Annotated in this window: 20 protein-coding genes; 11 read left to right on the top strand and 9 right to left on the bottom strand. The window is 72.7% G+C overall.

Annotation, left to right across the window (positions count from 1 at the left end):
* The first annotated feature begins 36 nt into the window (after positions 1-36).
* Genes tolQ through tolB form a run of 4 tightly spaced genes read left to right on the top strand, consistent with a single transcriptional unit; the run spans position 37 to position 4,164 of the window.
* Entirely contained in the window at positions 37-753 is a 717-nt protein-coding gene (gene tolQ / locus HPY23_RS04830; RefSeq protein ID WP_048426904.1) for a protein TolQ, read from the top strand.
* 40 nt (positions 754-793) lie between these two features.
* Complete coding sequence (locus tag HPY23_RS04835; RefSeq protein WP_060845632.1) at positions 794-1,240, top strand: ExbD/TolR family protein; 447 nt, start codon at positions 794-796, stop codon at positions 1,238-1,240.
* A gap of 19 nt (positions 1,241-1,259) precedes the next feature.
* Entirely contained in the window at positions 1,260-2,777 is a 1,518-nt protein-coding gene (gene tolA, locus HPY23_RS04840; protein ID WP_091886323.1) for a cell envelope integrity protein TolA, read from the top strand.
* 46 nt (positions 2,778-2,823) lie between these two features.
* On the top strand, positions 2,824-4,164 hold the full coding sequence (gene tolB / locus HPY23_RS04845; protein WP_091886188.1) for a Tol-Pal system beta propeller repeat protein TolB: 1,341 nt from the start codon (positions 2,824-2,826) through the stop codon (positions 4,162-4,164).
* A gap of 221 nt (positions 4,165-4,385) precedes the next feature.
* Here tolB and HPY23_RS04850 read toward each other — a convergent pair whose 3' ends face one another.
* From HPY23_RS04850 to HPY23_RS04860, 3 genes are read right to left on the bottom strand one after another with little or no spacing between them, the layout of a single operon-like run.
* Positions 4,386-6,563, bottom strand: coding sequence for a xanthine dehydrogenase family protein molybdopterin-binding subunit (locus HPY23_RS04850; RefSeq protein ID WP_091886193.1), 2,178 nt, complete (start codon positions 6,561-6,563; stop codon positions 4,386-4,388).
* The gene (locus HPY23_RS04855) at positions 6,560-7,039 is read right to left on the bottom strand and encodes a (2Fe-2S)-binding protein (protein WP_091886197.1); all 480 of its coding nucleotides are present in this window, start codon (positions 7,037-7,039) and stop codon (positions 6,560-6,562) included. The genes HPY23_RS04850 and HPY23_RS04855 overlap by 4 nt, the downstream gene beginning before the upstream one ends.
* Before the next feature lie 13 nt (positions 7,040-7,052).
* Positions 7,053-8,363, bottom strand: a complete 1,311-nt coding sequence (locus HPY23_RS04860) for a cytochrome c (protein WP_244537571.1) — start codon at positions 8,361-8,363, stop codon at positions 7,053-7,055.
* Between the two features lie 407 nt (positions 8,364-8,770).
* On the opposite strand from HPY23_RS04860, the gene HPY23_RS04865 reads away from it, so the two are divergent.
* From HPY23_RS04865 to HPY23_RS04880, 4 genes are all read left to right on the top strand, one after another.
* Entirely contained in the window at positions 8,771-9,037 is a 267-nt protein-coding gene (locus HPY23_RS04865) for a hypothetical protein (protein WP_236012975.1), read from the top strand.
* Between the two features lie 91 nt (positions 9,038-9,128).
* Complete coding sequence (locus HPY23_RS04870) at positions 9,129-9,581, top strand: GNAT family N-acetyltransferase (RefSeq protein ID WP_091886204.1); 453 nt, start codon at positions 9,129-9,131, stop codon at positions 9,579-9,581.
* A gap of 139 nt (positions 9,582-9,720) precedes the next feature.
* The gene (locus HPY23_RS04875; protein ID WP_091886207.1) at positions 9,721-10,806 is read left to right on the top strand and encodes a CobW family GTP-binding protein; all 1,086 of its coding nucleotides are present in this window, start codon (positions 9,721-9,723) and stop codon (positions 10,804-10,806) included.
* Positions 10,807-10,907: 101 nt separating this feature from the next.
* Positions 10,908-11,870 (top strand): GNAT family N-acetyltransferase, encoded by a 963-nt coding sequence (locus HPY23_RS04880; RefSeq protein ID WP_063919993.1) that lies wholly within the window; start codon positions 10,908-10,910, stop codon positions 11,868-11,870.
* A gap of 16 nt (positions 11,871-11,886) precedes the next feature.
* Here the strand turns inward: HPY23_RS04880 and HPY23_RS04885 are convergent, their stop codons facing one another.
* The 6 genes from HPY23_RS04885 to HPY23_RS04910 all read right to left on the bottom strand — a co-directional run bounded on the left by HPY23_RS04885 (position 11,887) and on the right by HPY23_RS04910 (position 16,508).
* Positions 11,887-12,216, bottom strand: coding sequence for an HPr family phosphocarrier protein (locus HPY23_RS04885; protein WP_060845639.1), 330 nt, complete (start codon positions 12,214-12,216; stop codon positions 11,887-11,889).
* A 158-nt stretch (positions 12,217-12,374) separates the two neighbouring features.
* Positions 12,375-12,791, bottom strand: coding sequence for a hypothetical protein (locus HPY23_RS04890; protein ID WP_091886210.1), 417 nt, complete (start codon positions 12,789-12,791; stop codon positions 12,375-12,377).
* Between the two features lie 110 nt (positions 12,792-12,901).
* Positions 12,902-13,303, bottom strand: coding sequence for a PTS sugar transporter subunit IIA (locus tag HPY23_RS04895; protein ID WP_048430373.1), 402 nt, complete (start codon positions 13,301-13,303; stop codon positions 12,902-12,904).
* 88 nt (positions 13,304-13,391) lie between these two features.
* Complete coding sequence (locus HPY23_RS04900) at positions 13,392-13,862, bottom strand: HPr kinase/phosphorylase (RefSeq protein WP_175539943.1); 471 nt, start codon at positions 13,860-13,862, stop codon at positions 13,392-13,394.
* Positions 13,859-15,607 carry a sensor histidine kinase gene (locus tag HPY23_RS04905; RefSeq protein ID WP_091886331.1) on the bottom strand — a complete coding sequence of 583 codons (1,749 nt, stop codon included), beginning with the start codon at positions 15,605-15,607 and terminating at the stop codon, positions 13,859-13,861. The genes HPY23_RS04900 and HPY23_RS04905 overlap by 4 nt, the downstream gene beginning before the upstream one ends.
* Before the next feature lie 184 nt (positions 15,608-15,791).
* A complete protein-coding gene (locus HPY23_RS04910) occupies positions 15,792-16,508 on the bottom strand; it encodes a response regulator transcription factor (protein WP_048430384.1) in 717 nt (238 codons plus the stop codon).
* Between the two features lie 379 nt (positions 16,509-16,887).
* Here HPY23_RS04910 and HPY23_RS04915 point away from each other — a divergent pair, with 379 nt between their 5' ends.
* From HPY23_RS04915 to HPY23_RS04925, 3 genes are all read left to right on the top strand, one after another.
* Entirely contained in the window at positions 16,888-17,655 is a 768-nt protein-coding gene (locus HPY23_RS04915; RefSeq protein WP_091886213.1) for a HugZ family pyridoxamine 5'-phosphate oxidase, read from the top strand.
* A 249-nt stretch (positions 17,656-17,904) separates the two neighbouring features.
* Positions 17,905-19,515 carry a phosphoenolpyruvate carboxykinase gene (locus tag HPY23_RS04920; protein ID WP_060845642.1) on the top strand — a complete coding sequence of 537 codons (1,611 nt, stop codon included), beginning with the start codon at positions 17,905-17,907 and terminating at the stop codon, positions 19,513-19,515.
* Between the two features lie 100 nt (positions 19,516-19,615).
* Entirely contained in the window at positions 19,616-20,704 is a 1,089-nt protein-coding gene (locus HPY23_RS04925) for an NAD(P)/FAD-dependent oxidoreductase (protein ID WP_091886216.1), read from the top strand.
* Positions 20,705-20,792: the final 88 nt, after the last annotated feature.

A 20,792-nucleotide genomic window follows, 5' to 3' on the forward strand; every position in this document is an offset into this window, starting at 1 on the left:
GGTCCGTTCCTCGGCCCGCGACGCGAGGAAAGCCGCATGAATCCCGCCGACGCCGCCCAGGCGATGCCCGTGGCCGAGATCACGATGTTCGGCCTGTTCTGGCAGGCTCACTTCGTCGTCAAGGTGGTGATGCTCGGCCTCCTCGGCTCCTCGATCTGGTGCTGGTCGATCATCGTCGACAAGACGCTGCTGTTTCGCCGCACCAAGGCGGAGATGGACGCCTTCGAGGAGGAGTTCTGGTCCGGCCGGCCGCTGGAGGAGCTCTACCGCGCCTACAACGACAAGCCGGCGAGCGGGCTCGCCGCCCTGTTCGTCGCCGCGATGCGCGAGTGGCGCCGGTCCTACGAGGGCTCCGGCCGCTCGATCCGCAGCCTCGGCCAGCGCATCGACAAGGTGCTCGACGTGACGATCCAGCGCGAGGTCGAGCGGCTGGAATCGCGCCTGCTGTTCCTGGCCTCGATCGGATCGGCGGGCCCGTATATCGGCCTGTTCGGCACGGTGTTCGGCATCATGACCGCCTTCACGTCGATCGCGGCCTCGAAGAACACCTCGCTCGCGGTCGTGGCGCCGGGCATCGCCGAGGCCTTGTTCGCCACCGCGATCGGCCTGTTCGCGGCGATCCCCGCGGTGCTCGCCTACAACAAGCTCCAGGCCTCGGTCGCCAAGGCGCAGGGGCGCCTCGAGGGCTTCGCCGACGAGTTCTCGGCGATCCTGTCGCGGCAGATCGACGAGCGCATGGCGCTGGCGGCCTGAGCCGGCGCGCGTCCCCCCTCTCGGACAGGGATCGAACCCAATGAGCATGGCCACCGGAGCGGCCCAGGGCGGCGGGCGCCGTCGGCGCGGCCGGCGGGGCGGCGGCGCGATCAACGAGATCAACATGACGCCGTTCATCGACGTCGTGCTGGTGCTCCTGATCATCTTCATGGTGGCGGCGCCGATGATGACGGTGGGCGTGCCCCTGGACCTGCCGCAGACCAAGGCCGCGCCGCTCAACCAGGATTCGAAGCCCGTCACCCTGTCGATCCGCCAGACCGGCCAGGTCTTCCTGGGCGAGGACGAACTGACCGACGACACCATCGTCGCCAAGCTCTCGGCCACCGCCAAGGACGGGTTCGAGGAGCGGGTCTTCGTGCGCGGCGACAAGCGGGTCGATTACGGCCGCGTCGCCCAGGTGATGGCGATCGTGACGGGCGGCGGCTTCAAGAAGGTCGCCCTCGTGACCGAGCCCGACCAGCGATAGCAGGACGGGGTCCGCCGTGGTGTTTCCCTTCGACAGGTCCGAGCCCGGCGTCTGGGTGTCGGCCGGCGCGCACGTGGTGCTGATCGGGCTGGCGCTGTTCGCCGCCGCCTCGCACGTGCTGCCGCAGGCCGAGGAGGGCGTGCCGGTCGAGGTCATCACCGAGAACCAGTTCTCGGAGCTGACCAAGGGCCAGCGCGACGGCGACGCCCCGGCCAAGAGCCCGCGGGCCGACCGCGCCGCCGACAAGCAGCGCGACAACGATCCCGGCGAGGCCAAGGCCGACGTGCCGACCCCGCCGACGCGCCCGCCCGAGATGAAGGTCGCCAACGCCGAGGAGATGCCGGCGCCGCCCCTGCGCCCGGCCCTCGAGCAGCCCGAGCCCGCCCCGATGCCGCCGGCCCGCCCCGACACCGCCAAGGCCGATGCCGAGAAGGCTGCCGCCGCGAAGGCAAAGGCCGACGCCGAGGCGCGCGAGGCCAAGGCGGAAGCCGAGCGCGAGGCCAAGGAGGCCGCCAAGGAGGCAGCAAAGGAAGCCGCGAAAGCCGCCGCCAAGGAGGCTGCCAAGGAAGCTGCAAAGGCTGCGGCCGAGAAGGCCGCCGCGACCGCCGCCAAGGCCGCCGCGGAGAAGGCGGCCGCCGAGAAGGCCGAGGCCGAGGCGATCCGGCGCGAGGAACTGGCCGAGGCCAAGGCGGCCGAGAAGGCCGCCGCCGAGAAGGCCGCCGCCGAGAAGGCCGCCGCGAAGGCGAAGGCGGAAGCCAAGGCCCGCGCCGAGGCCGACGCGAAGGCCAAGGCCGAAGCCAAGGCGGAAGCGGAGGCGAAAGCCCAGGCCGAAGCCGAGGCGAAGGCCAAGGCGGTCGCCGACGCCAAGGCCAAGGCGGAAGCGAAGGCCCGTGCCGAGGCGAAGGCCGAGGCGGAAGCGAAGGCCCAGGCCGAAGCCGAGGCGAAGGCGGAGGCCAAGGCGGAAGCCGAAGCGAAGGCCCACGCCGCCGCGGAAGCCAAGGCGAAGGCCGAGGCCGCGGCAAAAGCCAAGGCGGTGGCGGATGCCCGTGCCAAGGCCGCCGCGGAGGCCAAGGCCAAGCGCCAGGCCGAGCTCGCCGCCAAGTTCAATTCGGGCTCGATCCGCGACATGCTGGCATCGCACGGGCCGTCGCAATCGACCGGGGCCACCGGCCGCGAGGTCCAGCGGACGGCGGCGCTCGGCGCCGCCACCGGCACCTCGCAGCGGCTCAACCCGAGTCAGCGCGATGCCCTGGTCGGCCTGCTGCAGCAGCAGATCGAGCGCTGCTACTCGGCCCCGCCCGGCGCCGCGCAGGGCATCGTGCTGCCCCAGCTCGACATCCGCCTGAATCCGGACGGCTCGCTCACCACCGATCCGCGCATCCTGCGCGCCGGCGGCAGCGCGGTCGACCGGTCGATCGCCGAGGCCGCGGTGCGGGCGGTGCGGCGCTGCGCGCCCTTCCGCATCCCGGCCCAGTTCGCGCCGTTCTACAACGACTGGCGGGTCATCAACGCGGAGTTCGAGCTGCCGCGGGCTTGAAGATCCCACCGGCCGCCTGCCTCACCACACGACGGACGTCCCCTGCATGCACTCCCCCTCGCGACTGCGTCCCGCGCTCGCCGCGCTCCTGTGGCTGTGCCTCGCCGCCGGCCTGATGCCCGGCTTCGCCACGCCGGCCCAGGCCCAGCTCAACCTGCGCATCGGCCCCGGCGGCGCCTTCCAGCCGATGCCGATCGCCATCGCGGACTTTTCCGGCGATCCGAGCCTCGGCCCGACGCTCTCGGGCATCGTGACCAACAACCTGAAGCGCTCGGGCTACTTCACGCCGGTCGAGAAGGGCCGCTTCCCCGAGAGCCCGAACTTCGACGCCGCGCCGAACTTTTCCGCCTGGAAGGACATCGGCGTGCAGGGCCTCGTGACGGGCCGGGTCACCCGTGACGGCACCGGCAAGCTCAAGGCCGAGTTCCGGCTCTGGGACGTGCTGTCGGGCCAGCAGATGGTCGGCCAGCAATATGCGGGCGACGGCGCCAACGCCCGCCGGATGGGCCACCTGATCTCGGATGCGGTCTACACCAAGATCACCGGCATCGGCGGCTTCTTCGACACCCGCGTCGCCTTCGTCGACGAGTCGGGCTCGAAGGAGCATCGGCGCAAACGCCTCGCCATCATGGACCAGGACGGCGCCAACGTGCGCTACCTGACGAGCGGCGAGGCCTCGGTGGTGGCGCCGCGCTACTCGCCCTCGACCCAGGACATCACCTACATGGCCCAGGTCACCGGCCAGCAGCCGCGGGTGCAGGTGATCAACCTCTCGACCGGCGCCCGCCAGGTGATCCCCACCAATGCCGAGATGAGCACCAGCCCGCGCTTCTCGCCGGACGGGCGGCGCCTGGTGATGAGCGACCAGGACGGCGGCAATGCCAGCATCTACGTGATGGACCTCGCCTCCAAGGCGCAGACCCGGATCACCAACGCCAACGCCATCGACACCTCGCCGTCCTTCTCGCCGGACGGGCGCGAGATCGTGTTCGAGTCCGACCGCGGCGGCCAGCAGCAGGTCTACGTCATGGGCGCCGACGGCTCGAACCCGCGCCGCCTGACCTTCGGCGACGGCTCGGCCTCGCAGCCGGCCTGGTCGCCGCGGGGCGACTACATCGCCTTCACCCGCCAGCGGAAGGGCTCGTTCGCGATCTGCGTCATGAAGCCGGACGGCACCGGCGAGCGGGTGCTGACCGAGGGCTTCCACAACGAGGGCCCGACCTGGGCGCCGAACGGCCAGTACCTGATCTTCTTCCGCGATCCCGGCGGCCAGGCCGGCGGCAAGCTCTACATGGTCGACATCACCGGCAAGGTCGAGCAGCCGGTCCCGACCCCGTCCTACGCCTCCGACCCGACTTGGTCGCCGCTGATCGACCCGCAGCGCTAAGCAGATTTCGCCGAAGTGGTGACCGGTTCGGCGCCGAACATCTGCTACAAAACAGGAACCTGAGCGGGCGAAGCGTTGGCCTGCCAACGCAAGTCTGCTTAGGATGGACGAAGGCCGGCCCGCGCGACGGGCCGGCCATTTTATTCCACCGTGCCTCGGCGCCGACGCCCGTTTGGGCTTGCCCTGCGCCCTCGAACGGGTCGCTCGACGACGCGGCGGTCTCACACCCCGATTGCCGCCTTCACCAGCTCCGGCCGCATCGGCAATTCGCGCAGGCGCACGCTCGCGGCCTGCCGGATCGCGTTGGCGAGGGCTGCGGCAGTCGGGCCCTGGGCGACCTCGCCGGCCCCGAGGAACGGCGCGCCCGGTCGGTCGATCAGGTGGACGTCGAGGCGCTCGGGAATGTCCGGGAAGCGGGCGATCGGGTAGGTGCTCCAGTCGCGGCTCGTCGGGCCCGTGGCGTCGTGCGCCACCGCCTCGAACAGGCTCCAGCTCATCGCCTGGATGATCCCGCCCTCGATCTGGTCGCGAAGCCCGTGGGGGTTGACGATCTCGCCGGCATCGAGCGCCGCCTGCGCCCGCACCAGCCGGACCCGGCCGCTCTCGCGCTCCACCGCCACCTCGACGGCGACGGCGCAGTACCCGGCGAGGTTCTTGTAGCGGGCGAAGGCGAAGCCGGCGCCGCGGCCCTTCGGCAGCGCCGCCCCCCAGCCGAACCGCGCGGCCGTCGCCTCGATGACGGCGCGGGCACGGGGATCGTCGAGATGGGCGAGCCGGAAGGCGACCGGATCGGCGCCCGCCGCCTCCGCGGCCTCGTCCATCAGGCTCTCGATCGAGAACACGTTCATGTATGCGCCGAGGCTGCGCAGGGCCGAGACCCTGAGCGGCATCGCGGCGACGAAATCGTGCGCCACCCGGGCCCGGGCGAAGCGGTAGAGCGGGATGGCGTTGCGGTCGCCGCCGCCCTCGGGCTGCGGCAGCGCCTTCGGAGGCGGGGCCGGGAACGGACTCTCCAGCATCCGGGCCGAGAGCAGCTGGCCGGCACCAGGCGGGCGGGTGAGGTGGGTCGGGCTGCGCACCGCGTAGTCCCAGTCGGCGATGCGCCCGTCCGGCCCCAGCACGGCGGAGACCTGGGTCATCATCGCGCCGCCATAGGGCTCCCACAGGTGCTCCTGCTCGCGGGTGTACTGCACCCGCACCGGCCGGCCAAGCAGGGCGTGGGCCAGCAACGCCGCGTCGCCCGCCGCATCGTCGGCGCCGTTATGGCCGTAGCAGCCCGAGCCCTCGACGTGGATGCAGCGCACCTGGACTTCGGGCAGCGCCAACATCTCGGCCAGCGCCTTGCGCAGGGGGAACATCCCTTGCGCATGCGACCAGACGGTGAGGCGCGTGCCGTCGAACTCCGCCACCGCGCAGGACGGGCCGATCGAGCCGTGCATCTGGTAGCGTCGGCGGTACTGCGCGGTGATCGTGCGCCCCGCCGGCACCGGCGTTCCGGCGCCGGCCTCGTGGATGATCGTGCGCTTCGCCTCCCGCCCGGCGAGGTCGGCAAACAGCGCATCGGGCTCCGGCACGGGGGTGCCGCCCTGCCAGACCGCGTGCGCGGCGAGCGCCCGCATCGCCGTGACGGCGGCATATTCCCGCTCGGCCACCACCGCCAGAAAGTCCCCGTCGCGGTGGACCCGGATCACCCCGGGCCGGGCTGCCACGGCCTCGGTCTCGAGGGCGACGAGGCGGGCGCCCGGGCGGGGCGGGCGTACGATCCGGGCATGCACCATCCCCGGCGCGCGGATGTCCTGAACGTAGGCCGGCCCGCCCGCGACCTTGGCGGGGATGTCGACCCGAGGCAGCGGCCGGCCGACGAGGGTGCGGGTGCCGGGTTCACGCAGGGCCGTCGCCTCGGGCACCGGTGCGTCGAGGTCGATTTCGGCGGCGAGTTCCGCAAAGTGCAGCCGGCGCCCGTCCGGCGCCGCGACCGCGCCGTCGGCCACGCTCAGCGTTTCCGCCCGTGCACCGAGCCGGAGCGCGGCCGCCTGGACGAGCAGCGCCCGCGCGGCGGCGGCGGCGAGCCGGATCGCGGTGGCGGAATCCTGCATCGAGTGGCTGCCGGCGGTGTAGCCCTCGTCGGGGGTCAGCTCGGTGTCGGCGGTGATCAGGCGCAGGACCGCCGGATCGAGGCCGAGCTCCTCCGCGGCGACCTGGATCAGCGCCGTCTTGATCCCCTGGCCGAGTTCGGCCTTGCCGGTGAGCACCGTGACGCTGCCGTCCGGATCGAGGCGGATCCAGGCATCGATCCGCGGCGCCTCGGCGAGGCTGCCGGGCAGCGCCGCCCGGGCCGGGCCGATCCCGACGAGGAGCGCGCCGCCGACGAGCAGCGCCCGGCGGGTGAGCGCGGTCACGACCCGCCTCCCGCGGCCGGGCTGGGCCGCCCGGCGGCCCGCCGCACCGCGGCGAGGATCCGCATGTGCGTTCCGCAGCGGCAAAGGTTGAGCCGCAGGGCGGCCCGGATCTCGTCCTCGCCCGGATGCGGGTTTTCGCGCAGCAGGGCGTGGGCCCGCATCACCATGCCGGCGATGCAGTAGCCGCACTGCGCCGCGTTCTCGGCGATGAAGGCGGCCTGGAGCGGGCCCGGCGCCTCGGGCGAGCCCAGGCCCTCGACGGTGGTGACGGGACGCCCCTCCAGCACGCCGATCGGGGTGAGGCAGGACAGGACCGCCCGGCCCTCGACCTCCACCGTGCAGGCGCCGCACTGGCCGAGCCCGCAGCCGAACTTGGCGCCGTTCAGCCCCAGCTCGTCGCGCAGGACGTAGAGAAGCGGGGTGTCGGGCTCGGCCGCCACCGTCCGGGCCCGGCCGTTCACCGTCAGGGTCGGCATCGGCGTCTCCTCCTCACCGTGTCGCCTCCGCCCGGGCGCCGGATCGGGTCGTCCCGCCCATCAGCCGGCGCACCGTCCCGTCGAGGTCGGGCCACGGCCCGTCCGGGCTGAAGCGGGCGCGCAGGTAGGCCGCGAGGTCCGTCGTCTGGGACGGCGTCAGCATCGTCCCGTAGGCCGGCATGATCGGGCCCGGCACGTGGTCCCGCGGGGCGATCCCGTCGCGCAGCACCAGGATCAGGTTGCGCGGGTCGGGCGCCCGCAGGGTGGTGCGGTGGCCGAGCGAGGGCGTGGTGTAGGGCACCCCGCCCGCCGCCCCGCCGCCGCTCTCGTGGCAGGTCGCGCAGGCGCCGGCATAGGTCGCCGCCCCGCGGGCGAGCGCCGGATCGTCGCCCGAAACCGCCCGGTCGACCGGGCCGGTGCGGCTGCCGGCGGCGCCCGGGCCGTAGAGCGTCGCCACGTAGGCGGCGATGGCCCGGATCTCGCCCGCCGGCACGGTGCGGTGCGCGTCGACCACCGGGCGCATCGGGCCGGCGGCCCCGCCGTGCTGCGGATCCCACTCGGCGAGGTAGCGGGCGAGGTCGGCCTCGCTCCAGGCGAGCGGCGAGGGCGACGAGCGGTCCAGCGGCGGAACCCACCAGCCGTCGGCCTCGCCGCCCGCATAGGCCTTCGAGCGGATCTCTGCGCCCAGCAGGTTGCGCGGGCTGTGACAGGCGCCGCAATGGCTCAGCGCCTCGGCGAGGTAGGCGCCGCGGTTCCAGTCCGGCGAGCGGCGCGGGTCGGCCGGGATCGCCGGAGCCTGCGCGAACAGCAGCTTCCAGCCGGCGATCAGCGGGCGCCACGACAACGGCGCCGGCAGCGCGTTCGGCGTCGCCGCCTGCCTCACCGGCTCCCGGGTCATCGTGAAGGCATAGAGGGCGGCGATGTCGTCGTCGGTCAGGCCGGCATAGTGGGTGTAGGGAAAGGCCGGGTAGAGGTGGCGCCCCTCGCGGTCGACCCCCTCGCGCATCGCCCGGGCGAAGGCGGCGAGCGTGTAGCGGCCGAGCCCGGTCTCGGGATCGGGCGTGATGTTGGTGGAATAGATCGTGCCGAACGGCGTCGCGACCCCGCGGCCGCCCGCGTAGGGCCGGCCTCCCTCCGCCGTATGGCACGAGGCGCAGTAACCCAGCGCGGCGAGGACCGCGCCGCGGCGCACCGGCTCGGCCGCGACCTCGTCCGCGGCGGGACCGCCCGGCGCGATGGCGGAACGCCACGCGGCGATCCCGAAGCCCGCGACCCCGGCGAGGACCGCCGCTCCCAGCCAGACGGCGATCCGGCGACGCCTCACGGCCCCTCCCGCGACAGGATTCCGATGGAGGGCGGGCCCTCCGGCACGCGGGACAACCGGGGCCTCCTGTCGAGGTTCCGCGACAGGCCCGCCCGCGCCGCGTCGGCGGTGACGCGGGCGGAATGAGCGCCGGGGTGAGACCGCACGGTCTGCCGCAAGGTCTTGCCGCAATCCTGCGAAACAATGCTATCGTCCGGGCTGTTGCGGCGATCCCCGTGAGGCTCGGCCGTCATGGACCGGCGGCGGAGCCGCGCCGCGGTCCCGTCGTGCGGACGATCCCTCGCCCGCCCGGCCTGCTGGTCCCGATCTTGCCGATCCCGCGGGGCCGACGGGCGATTCTCGCCGGGATCGTTTCCGGATGCGGCAACCCCGCACGAGGCCGACGCCGCACGGCTCGGCAGAACGTCATGGCCCGTCAGACCTTCATGGCCCAGCAGAGTTTCCAGGCCCGTCCCGGGCCACCGCGGATGAGCGAGGACGACGCGGCCTGCCGCGCCTGCTGCGGCCAGATGCGCGCGCATTGGCAGGAGCGGCCCCATGCCCGCCTGATGGTGGTGGCCTCGACGCCGGTGGTCGAAGCCTTCGGCGGCGGCGTCGAGACCCGCTACCTCTGCCTCGATTGCGGGCATACCCTGCTGCATTCGACCGGCCGCTTCGGCCAAGGCTGGCATTGAGGCCAAGGCCGGCATTGAATCAAAGGCTGGCATCGGGCGGCCTCCGACCTTGGCTCGCGCCGTGGAGCGAGCCCGCGTACCGGCGACCCCGATGATCGTCGCCACGTCCGAGCGGCCCGACCTCGCCGCCGTCACCGCGCGCTGGCGCCGGGAGGCCTTTGCGCGAGGCCGCAGCCTGTCCGAGGTGGCCGCCGCCGAGGCCGCGACCGCCGCCGGACCGGGCCCGATGCCCCGCACGCTGGTCCTGCTCGCCGGCGGCGAGCCCGTCGGCATGGCGAGCCTGGTCGCCCACGACCTCGACCCGCGGCCCGATCTGACCCCCTGGCTCGCCGGCGTCTACGTTCCGCCCCACGCTCGCGGCCGCGGCCACGCCGCCCGGCTCGTCGCCGCGATCGAGGCCGAGGCGGCGGCGTCGGGTGTCGCGACGCTGTGGCTCTACACCCGCACCGCCGAGCCGCTCTACGCCCGGCTCGGATGGCGGACGGTCGAGCGGTTCGCGTACCGGGACGAGCCCTACGCGCTGATGCGGCGCGACCTCCCGTGAGGGGCGTGCGGCTCCGACCGCGTGGCCGGGGCTGACGGCCGCCGGCCCTCGACAGGCGGCCCACCCATCCCGCATGGCCATCCCGCTCCCCATCTGCAGGGCGAAACGCCCCCCACGACCTCAGCCGAGACCGCACCTCATGACCGACGCCCCCGGCCGCCCGACGCCGATCCCGCTCACGATCCTCACCGGCTTCCTCGGCGCCGGGAAGACCACCCTGCTCAACCGGCTGCTGCGGGCACCCGAGCTCGCCGACACCGTGGTGATCGTCAACGAGTTCGGCGAGGTCGGGCTCGACCACCTGCTGATCGAGACCGTGGACGAGGGCATGATCCTGCTCGGCGCCGGCTGCCTGTGCTGCACCGTGCGGGGCGACCTGATCGCGACTCTCGAGGACCTGCTGCGCAAGCGCGACAACGGCCGCATCCAGCCGTTCCGCCGGGTGGTGATCGAGACCACCGGCCTCGCCGACCCGGCGCCGATCCTGCACGCGATCCTGTACCATCCCTACGTGGCGATGCGGTACGCGCTGCAAGGCGTGGTCACGGTGGTGGACGCGGTCAACGGCGCGGGCACCCTCGACGCCCATCCGGAGGCCCTGCGCCAGGTCGCGGTGGCGGACCGGCTGGTGCTGACGAAGGCCGAGCTGCCGGGCGCCGAGGCGCAGGCCCTGCGCACGCGCCTGTCGACGATCAACCCGGGCGCGCGGATCCTGGCGCCGGACGCGCCGCCGGACGAATTCCTCGGTGGCCTGTTCGACCTCGACGGCAAGGTCGCCGACGTGCGGGACTGGCTCGGCGCCGAGGTCCACGACCACCATCATCACGGGCATCACCACCACGACGTCAACCGGCACGACGCGGCGATCCGGGCCTTCCATCTGGTGAGCGACGCGCCGGTGCCCCGCGCCGCGTTCGAGATGTTCCTCGACCTCCTGCGCTCCGCCCACGGGCCGAAGCTCCTGCGGTTCAAGGGGCTGGTGGCGCTGGCCGACGATCCGGGGCGGCCGGTGGTGGTGCACGGGGTGCAGCACGTCGTCCACACCCCCGCGGTGCTGCCGGCCTGGCCGGACGGCGACACCCGCTCGCGGCTGGTCCTGATCGTGCGCGACCTCGACCCGGCCTTCGTGCGCCGGCTGTGGGACGCGTTCCTGGGCCGGCCCGCCGTGGACGCGCCGGACGCCGCCGCGCTGATCGACAATCCGCTGGCGATCCCCGGCGGGTAGGGCCGGCCCCGGCACGGGTCTTGAAACGGGGTGTCCGGCACGGCCGCAGGGGCGGCGCCATCGTCCCGTTTCGGGACGGGTTGATCCGGAACGAGGCCGCGATGAACACTTCCTTCACGCTGATCCAGGGCGGGCTGACCGGTGCGGTGACCCTGCGGGCGGAGCTGCGCCATCCCGCCTCCCTGCGGGAGCCGGAGGTCGAAGCCTGGCGCAGCCTGATGGCGCGGGCGCTCGAGCCCAGCGTCTACGCCGATCCCGATTTCGCCCTGACGATGGCCCAGCACCTCGCCGACGGGCAGACGCTCGCGGTGCTGCTGGTCTGGCAGGACGGGGCGCGGGCCCCGATCCTGCGCGGGGCGCTGCCGCTCCGGCTGCCGGCGCGCCAGGCGCTCGCCGGCCGCGCCCGGCTCTGGCGCCTGCCGCTCGCCGGCACCGCCGAGGCGGCGATCGACGCCGACCATGCCAGCGCGGTGCTGCGGACCGCCCTCGACCACCTGCGCGGGTCGCCGCTGCGCCTCGTCGACCTGCTGTGGCCGGACCTGCGGCCCGATTCGGCCCTGGCTGTCGCCCTCGGCGCGGCGGCGGGCGGCACCGGGCGGCATCTCGCGCTCGCCGAGCAGGCCGCCGCGCCCGAGGTGGCGCCGGCGCCCCTGACCCTGCCGGCCGGACGGACCTCCCTGGAGCGGGTGCGCGACACGGCGCGGCTGCGCGATGCCGTCGAGCATTTCCTGGTCCTCGACGCCCGGCGCGGCGCGGACAGCCTGCTCGCCGACCCGGCGACGGCCACGGCCTTCCGGGTGGTGACCCGGCGCTTCGCCCACCGCGGGCAAGCCTGCGTCGATCTCGTGCGGCGCGACGGCGAGGTGGTGGCGGCTGCGATCCACCTCGCGACCGGACGGCACGACACGATCTGGCGCCAGGCCGGCCTGTGCCTCGCGCAAGTGCCGTCGCAGGCTCCGGCACCGGCCCGCGTCGAGGCGGTGGTGACGGTGGAGCGGGCCGGCGCCGTCCGGGCGCCGCGGGAGCGGACGGATCTTCGCCGGCTGCTGCGCCTGCGCGCCTGACCGGACGAGCCCCCCGCTACTCGTCCTCGCCGAACCGGTTGGCGAGGAGGGCGGTGATCGCCTCCATGCAGGAATCCTGGTCGGGCCCGAGGGCGGTCACCCGGATGCTGGTGCCCTGCGCGGCGCCGAGGGTGAGCAGGCCCATGATCGAGCGCCCGCCCACGGTCTCGCCGCCCCGGCTCACCGTCACGTCGGAGCCGAATTTCTCGACCGTCTGGACGAACTTGGCGGAGGCCCTGGCGTGCAGGCCGCGTCGGTTGATGATGGGAAGGTCGCGGGCGCTGGCGCCCTCGGGAACCGGCGGCAGCTCGCCGTCCTCGTCGTCTGTGTCGGCAAAGGGCGTCATCGATCGGGGCACCTGCTCGGAACCGGTGGGACCGGCTCACAGGCCCGTCGTCCGGCTCTCGCGCGTGTTGAGGAAGTCGGCTCCACCAGGGTAACCGGGCCGACGCAGAAAGCTAGGGCGCACAACCGGCCCGGCGAGGATCCGGGATCTCGACGGTCCTACGTCCGGCGCGGGCGGAGCGGCCCGTAGAAGCCGCTCCATTCCATGCCGAGCGCCCGGGCCCGCCCGGCGATCACGCCGGGCATCGACGGCAGGCTCGCCACCGGGGACGCCAGGATGTCAGGATCGTTCAGGAGGTGTCCGACCTGTCGCCCCCGCCGGCGGAGCAGCCCGTACAGCAGGACGAGCATCGCCAGGAGGCCCCAGGTCGTGAGGGTCTGGCCGAAGACGTAGAGGCCATAGGGCGGCGAGAGCGCCGTGCCGAGCCGGGACAGGCCGACGCCGACGACCGGCAGCAGGATCAGGAAGCCCAGGAGTTCCAGCGGCAGCCGGCGAAACACGCGGATGGCGGCGTCGAGGTCCTCGACCGGTACGTGGTCGAGCGACAGCCGCGCGTCGTTCACGGCCTGGTTCATGGCGTCTCCCGGAAACGGTGCCGCCTTCGCGCGCGGCGGCCGTACCGTTCTAGGACGTCATGTCTGGGACGTCACGGCCCGTGGGGAAAACCCGCCCCGGCCGCCTGCCGCTACTTGCCGGCCAGGACCCGCGAGGCGACGTTGATGTACTTGCGCCCCGCCTCCTGGGCGTGGAGGACCGCCTCGCCGAGGCTCTCCTCGTCGCGGACGCTGGCGAGCTTGATCAGCATCGGCAGGTTGATGCCGGCGACGACCTCGACCGAGCCGCCGTTCATGCAGGAGAGGGCAAGGTTCGAGGGCGTACCCCCGAACATGTCTGTCAGCACGACCACGCCCTCGCCGGAATTCACCCGGCACACCGCCGACATGATGTCCTTGCGACGGACCTCCATGTCGTCCTCGGGGCCGATGGTGATCGTCTCGAGCTGCTCTTGCGGCCCGACGACGTGCTCCAGCGCGGCTTTGAATTCCGTCGCGAGCAGGCCGTGGGTGACGAGCACCATTCCAATCATCGACACGAGTTCCGACGCCCCGTTGGAGCCGAGCCGCCATTTTGTGCAGCGCGAAGGCGAGCGCAAGAGCAATGCGGCGAAATCCGCATCAATCGGTCATCATCATGACACGGAGGCGGCGCCAATGCCACAACACCGTTTCGGCGCGGCCGGGCCCCCGCGACAGGATCATCCTGGGGAGCCGGACCCCGCGGAGAAGGACCGTCTCCGCGCCCTCCTCGGGCATTCGCGGCGCCTCCTCGGCGAGGTCGACGACGAGGCGCAGGATCGCCGAAGGCGCCGTCGCGTCAACGGCTTGCAGCCCGAGCCCGCGAACCTCGACGAGGCCGGCGAGCGCCGGATGCGGGGCCGCCACGAGCCGCCCGTGACGATACGTCAGGACGACCCGGTCGTCGCCCACCAGTGCGGCGAACGTGCCGTATCTGGCGCCGAGGTCGAGAAGGTCACGGGCCAGGGTCGATTTGCCGCTCCCCGCCTCGCCCCGCACCAGGATCCCGTCCTCGCCGACGACGACGCAGCTCGCATGCACGGTCGCGGTGGACGGTGCCCGCGCCGTCACCGGCTCTGGGCCGGGATGCGGACGATGAAGCGGGCGCCGAGCACGGCCGGCTCGCCGTCCTCCCCGGCGGGTCCCAGCCGGTTCTCCGCCCGGATCGTGCCCCGGTGGGCCTGGACGATCTGGCGCGAGATCGAGAGGCCCAGCCCCGAATTCTGCCCGAAACCCTGCTCCGGCCGGTCGGTGTAGAAGCGCTCGAAGATCCGCTCCAGGGCGTGGTGCGGGATGCCGGGGCCGTCATCCTCCACGGTCAGCTCGACGGCGTTGCGCCGCCGCCGCAGGGCCACCCGGACGCTGGCGCCCTTGGGCGAGAACGAGCGGGCGTTGTCGAGGAGGTTGTTGACCACCTGGCCGAGCCGGCTGTCGTGGCCGAGGATCGCGAAGGCGTCCTCGACGCCGGCGGGCGCCGGCTCGACCGTGAGGTCGATCGCCGCGTCGCCCCGGCGCCGGCGCTCGTTGGCGACCGACACCACCGTGGTGATGAGCTTTCTCAGGTCGACCCGGCCGGCCTCGGCCCGGGCGAGCTCGGCGTCGAGGCGCGAGGCGTCGGCGATGTCGCTGATCAGCCGGTCGAGGCGCTTCACGTCGTGCTGGATGACCTGCAGCAGCCGGCCGCGCGATTCGTCGGTCTTGGCGAGCGGCAGGGTCTCGACGGCGCTGCGCAGCGAGGTCAGGGGATTCTTCAGCTCGTGCGAGACGTCGGCGGCAAAGTTCTCGATCGCGTCGAGGCGGCGGTAGAGCGCCTGCGTCATGTCGCGCAACGCCCCCGAGAGATGGCCGATCTCGTCGGTGCGCCGGGTGAAGTCGGGGATCTCCTGGCGCGACTTGATGCCGGTGCGCACCCGCTCGGCGGCCTCCGCCAGGCGCCCGACCGGCCCGACGATCTGGCCGGCGACCAGCATCGACAGCACCACCATCACCAGCGCCGCGATGATGAAGACCTGCAGCAGCGAGAAGCGCTCGGCGGCGATGATCTTGTCGATGTCGCCTTCCTGGGTCGAGAGCAGCAGGGCGCCCCGCACCGTGCGGCCGCGCTGGATCGGCACCGCCACCGACACGATGGTCTCGCCCGGGCCGTTGCGGCGCACCAGCGTGCCGCGCGCGCCCGTCAGCGCCCGCTGCACCTCCGGCAGGGTCCGTCCATCGGCCGGGCCCGGCTCGTCGGCCGAACTCGAGCGGCCGAGCCATGGCAGCGCACCCCGCACGGCGTTCCAGGCCTGCTCGACGAAGCTCGACCGGTCCTTGCGCAGCGGCGGCGGATCGCGGCTGAGGTCGCCGCGGATATAGAGGCCGCGCGAATCGATCAGCATCGTGCCGTCGCGGTCGTAGACCCGGGCGCGGGTGCCGGTCGGGGTGATCAGGCGGCGCAGGAGCGGCGCCACCCGCTCCGGGTTGAGGGAGAATTCGAGGCCCGAGGGCGCCTCGTCGGCGAAGGATCCGCCCTCGCCGGCCTGGAGCTGGAGCAGGCGGTCGGGGTCGATGGTGATCGCGTCGGTGTCGACGGTGGCCGACGCCGCGATCGCCCCCGCGATGATGTCGCCCTGCGTCAGCAGGCTCTGGACCCGGGCCTCGATCAGGCCCTGGCGGAACTGGTTGAGGTAGAGGAAGCCGATCAGGAGCGCGATCAGCCCGGCGAGGTTCAGGACCACGATGCGCCGGGTCAGGCTCGAGGCGAAGCGCTGGGCCACCCAGCGGCGGACCGAGCGCCAGCCGAACGGCTCGCGCGCGGCCTCGGCGTCCGGGTCGATCTCGCCCGGGGGCTTCGGGGCGTGCGCGGTCCGGGTGGAAGGATCCCGATCCCGCGCGCGGCCCGGGCCGCGCAGGCGGCGCCCGGTGCCTTCGAGGAGGCGGCCGGGGCCGCCCAGCAGGCGGCGCACGGCGCCGGGGGGCGAGCCTTCGCTCACGCGGTCGTCACTCCGGCGGTCAAGTCGCTCACATTTCCTTGAAGCGGTAGCCGACGCCGTACAGCGTCTCGATCATGTCGAAGCTGTTGTCGGTGACCTTGAACTTCTTGCGCAGCCGCTTGATGTGGCTGTCGATGGTGCGGTCGTCGACGTAGACCTGGTCGTCGTAGGCCGCGTCCATGAGCGCGTTGCGGCTCTTCACGACGCCCGGGCGCTGGGCCAGCGCCTGCAGGATCAGGAACTCGGTCACCGTCAGCGTCACCGGCTCGCCCTTCCAGGTGCAGGTGTGGCGCTCCGGGTCCATCATCAGCTGGCCGCGCTCGAGCGAGCGGGCGGCGGCGGCCTCCGCCTCCCGGGCCGAGGCGCCGGGCCCCGCCTCCTTGGCGGCGAAGCGGCGCAGCACCGCCTTCACCCGCTCGACCAGCAGGCGCTGCGAGAACGGCTTCCGGATGAAGTCGTCGGCACCCATCTTGAGGCCGAAGAGCTCGTCGATCTCCTCGTCCTTCGAGGTCAGGAAGATCACCGGCAGGTCGGATTTCTGGCGCAGGCGACGCAGGAGCTCCATCCCGTCCATGCGCGGCATCTTGATGTCGAAGATCGCGAGGTCGGGCGGCGAGTGCTTCAGGCCGTCGAGGGCCGAGGCGCCGTCGGTGTAGGTCTGGATCCGGTAGCCTTCGGTCTCCAGCGCGATCGACACGGAGGTCAGGATGTTGCGGTCGTCATCGACGAGGGCGATGGTCGGCATGGGCATTCCCTGGGGGCAAGCGTCGCTCGCCAGGACACAACGGTCCTGCTGAACGTCGCCCGACTGAAAACCGTTTCGGGCGCGGCGTGCCTCGACCCGGTCGATCTCGGGTGTCGCCGCCTCCCGTCCAGCCCGGCTCTCGCCGAAAAGACTGGACAGTGGCTGCGGCGCCACGATTCCGACACCCTTAAGGCCATCCCGCCGAAAAAGCGAGCATCCGCGATACGGGCTCAACCGGTGCGATGGATCCCCGGGGACGAGGCCGCCGCGCGGCGGGGGCCTAGCCTCGTGAACGCCGCGGCGTCGCGCGGCCTGGACGGGCCCGCGGGAGGCCGCCAAGGTGCGGCGCGACCACCGAGGGGCGAGGGGGGAATAGACCATGGCGGATGCAGACGGGAAGCAGGCCGCGCCGCTGCCGGCCGCCGAGGCGCCCTTCGACGCGATCGGGCTCGCCCGCTCGCTCCTGCGCCGGACGCGCTCGGGCGCCCTCGCGACGCTGGAGCGGGACGGAGGCGCGCCCTTCGCCTCGCTCGTCACCGTCGCGACCGACCTCGACGGCACGCCGCTGCTGCTCCTGTCGCGGCTCTCGGCCCACACCCTCAACCTCGAGGCCGACCCGCGCTGCTCGCTGCTCCTCTCCCAGGGCGGCAAGGGCGATCCGCTGGCCCATCCGCGCCTGACCGTGGCCGGCGCGGTCGTGCGCAGCGACGAGCCCCGGGTCCGGGCTCGCTTCCTCGCCCGCCACCCGAAGGCGGCGCTCTACGTCGACTTCCCGGACTTCGCCTTCTTCCGCCTCGTCGCCCGGGCCGGCCACCTCAACGGGGGCTTCGCCCGAGCGGCGACGCTGACCGGGCCGGAACTCCTCACCGACCTGTCGGGCCACGACGCCCTCGCCGAGACCGAGCCCGGCGCGGTCGCCCACATGAACGAGGATCACCTCGACGCCGTCGCGCTCTACGCCACGCGGCTCGCCGGCGAGGAGCCGGGGCCGTGGCGCCTGACCGGGTTCGATCCGGACGGGCTCGACCTCGTCGCCGGCGAACGCACCGCCCGGGTCCTGTTCCCGGAGCGGCTGGAGAGCCCCGCGGCCCTGCGCCCGACCCTGGTGGCGATGGCCGCCCAGGCCCGCGGGCTGCCCGGGGCATGACATAAAGTCGAGCTTGTCACCGTTGGATACCGCGAATTCGATTGAACCGGGAAGTTTCGCCGCCTACTACGGCTGCCCACCGAGGCCGTCGGAGAACGGTCGCGGCCCGTCGCGCTTGACCGGCTTGCAAGTCCTTGATCGGCTCGCAAGCCCAAGCAAGGTCTTCGCGCCGGACTTGAGCAGTCATTCGGCCCGATTCGGACCGGCAGCCATCCGGCTTTGCCCGGGTCGGCGCCAGGAGGATCGGGCGTGAACGACATCGGCGTATTCAACGAGGCGTTCGGCGCCGACAAGATCGGCTTCCGCAACCTCAAGCGCGTCAACTGGAACCTCGAGGCCCCGAGCCTCTACGAGCACGCCCTGCAGCGCGGCGAGGCCCAGCTGGCCGCCGGCGGCGCCCTGGTCGCCGAGACCGGCATCCACACCGGCCGCTCGCCCAAGGACAAGTTCGTCGTCCGCGACGCCGACACCGAGAACGAGGTGTGGTGGGAGAACAACGGCGGCATCACCCGCCCGCAGTTCGAGACCCTGCTCGAGGACTTCCTGGCCCATGCCGAGGGCAAGGAGCTGTTCGCCCAGGACCTGTTCGGCGGCGCCGAGGTCGGCCACCGCGTCCGCGCCCGGGTCTTCACCGAGTACGCCTGGCACTCGCTGTTCATCCGCAACCTGCTGATCCGCCCCGAGCGCGAGGCCCTGGCCGGCTTCACGCCCGAGCTGACCATCATCGACCTGCCGAGCTTCCGCGCCGACCCGGCCCGGCACGGCTGCCGCACCGAGACCGTCATCGCGGTCGACTTCTCGCGCAAGATCGTGCTGATCGGCGGCACCTCCTACGCCGGCGAGATGAAGAAGTCGGTCTTCACGTACCTGAACTACGTGCTGCCCAAGTCGAGCGTGATGCCGATGCACTGCTCGGCCAACGTCGGCCACGAGGGTGACTCGGCGCTGTTCTTCGGCCTGTCGGGCACCGGCAAGACCACCCTGTCCTCCGATCCCAACCGCGTGCTGCTCGGCGACGACGAGCACGGCTGGAGCCCGAAGGGCATCTTCAACTTCGAGGGCGGCTGCTACGCCAAGACGATCCGCCTGTCGAAGGAGGCCGAGCCCGAGATCTACTCCACCACCGAGCGCTTCGGCACCGTGATGGAGAACGTCGTCATCGATCCGGTCACCCGCTTGCCGGACTTCGACGACGCCTCGCGCACCGAGAACACCCGCTGCGCCTACCCGCTGCCGTTCATCAGCAACTCGAGCGTCACCGGCCAGGCCGGGCACCCGAAGAACATCGTCATGCTGACCTGCGACGCCTTCGGGGTGCTGCCCCCGATCGCCAAGCTGACCGGCGCCGAGGCGATGTACCACTTCCTCTCGGGCTACACCGCCAAGGTGGCCGGCACCGAGAAGGGGCTGAAGGGGCCCGAGGCGACCTTCTCGACCTGCTTCGGCGCGCCGTTCATGCCGCGTCACCCGTCGGTCTACGGCAACCTGCTGCGCGACCTGATCGCCCGCCACCACGTCGATTGCTGGCTCGTCAACACCGGCTGGACCGGCGGCGGCGTCGGCACCGGCCGCCGCATGCCGATCCGGGTCACCCGCCGCCTGCTGACCGCGGCGCTGGACGGCTCGCTCGCCAAGGCCGATTTCCGTCGCGACCCGTATTTCGGCTTCGCGGTCCCGACCTCGGTGCCGGGCGTCGAGCCGCATATCCTGTACCCGGTCAAGACCTGGCAGGACAAGGCGGCCTTCGCCGAGACCGCCAAGAGCCTGGTCGAGATGTTCCGCAACAACTTCAAGCGCTTCGAGGCCCATGTCGACGCCGACGTGCGGGCCGCCGAGCCGACCATGTCGATCGCCGCCTGAGCCTGACGGCTCGACGGAAAAAGAGGGCCCTTCTCCCCGGAGAGGGGCCCTTTTTCGTTGTACAAGCACCCGCGTAGACACGGAGAGGGAGGAGCGGCCGATGATGGTGCTCGTCGTCGGTGCCGGGGTGGTCGGCCTCGCGATCGGTCGGGAGCTGGCCCTGCGCGGCCACGAGGTGATCGTGGCGGAGGCGGAGGGCGGCATCGGCACCGGCGTGTCCTCGCGCAATTCCGAGGTGATCCATGCCGGGATGTACTACCCGACCGGCTCGTCCCGGGCGCGCCACTGCGTCGAGGGACGGCGCCGGCTCTACGCCTTCTGCGAGAGCCACGGGGTGCCGCATGCGAAGATCGGCAAGCTGATCGTCGCGGCGACCGAGCTGGAGGGCGGCAAGATCGCGGCGATCCACGCGCAAGGGCTCGCGAACGGGGTCGAGGGCCTGTCGCTCCTCGACGGCGCCGAGGCCCGGCGCCTCGAGCCGAACCTGACCTGCCACGCCGCACTCCTCTCGACCGAGACCGGCATCGTCGACAGCCACGCCCTGATGCTGGCGCTGCAGGGCGACATCGAGGGGGCGGGCGGCGCGCTCGCCTTCAATACCCCGATCTCCCGCCTGACCCGCTCGCCCGAGGGCTGGGTCGCGCGCTTCGGCGACGCCGAGGAGATCACCGTCGATGCCGTGGTCAACGCCGCGAGCTTCGGGGCGCAGGGCCTCGCCCGGGCGACCGAGGGTTACCCGGAAGCGCGCGTGCCGCGGCTCGTTCTCGCCAAGGGCAACTATTTCGGCTGCACCGGGCGGCCGGCCTTCTCGCGGCTGATCTACCCGGCCCCGGTCGAGGGGGGATTGGGCATCCACCTCACCCTGGATCTCGCCGGACGGATGCGCTTCGGCCCCGACGTCGAGTGGATCGACGCGCCCGACTACGAGGTCGATCCCGGCCGCGGCGGCCTGTTCTACGCCGCGATCCGCCGCTACTGGCCCGCGCTCCCCGACGGCGGGCTGGTGCCCGACTATGCCGGCATCCGCCCCAAGCTGTCCGGGCCGGGGGAGGGGGCCGCCGACTTCCTGATCGACGGCCCGGCCGAGCACGGCCTGCCGGGGCTGGTGCACCTGTTCGGCATCGAGAGCCCGGGGCTGACCTCGAGCCTGTCGCTGGCGCAGGACGTGGCGGACCGGCTGGGGGCGTGAGGTTCGCTGCGCGCTTGACCGCGCACTTGGCGTTCAGAGGAGCCCAGAGCCGCAACGATCATCCAACCCTCACCCTCATCCTGAGGTG

This window comes from Methylobacterium ajmalii (assembly GCF_016613415.1).
Lineage (GTDB): Bacteria > Pseudomonadota > Alphaproteobacteria > Rhizobiales > Beijerinckiaceae > Methylobacterium > Methylobacterium ajmalii.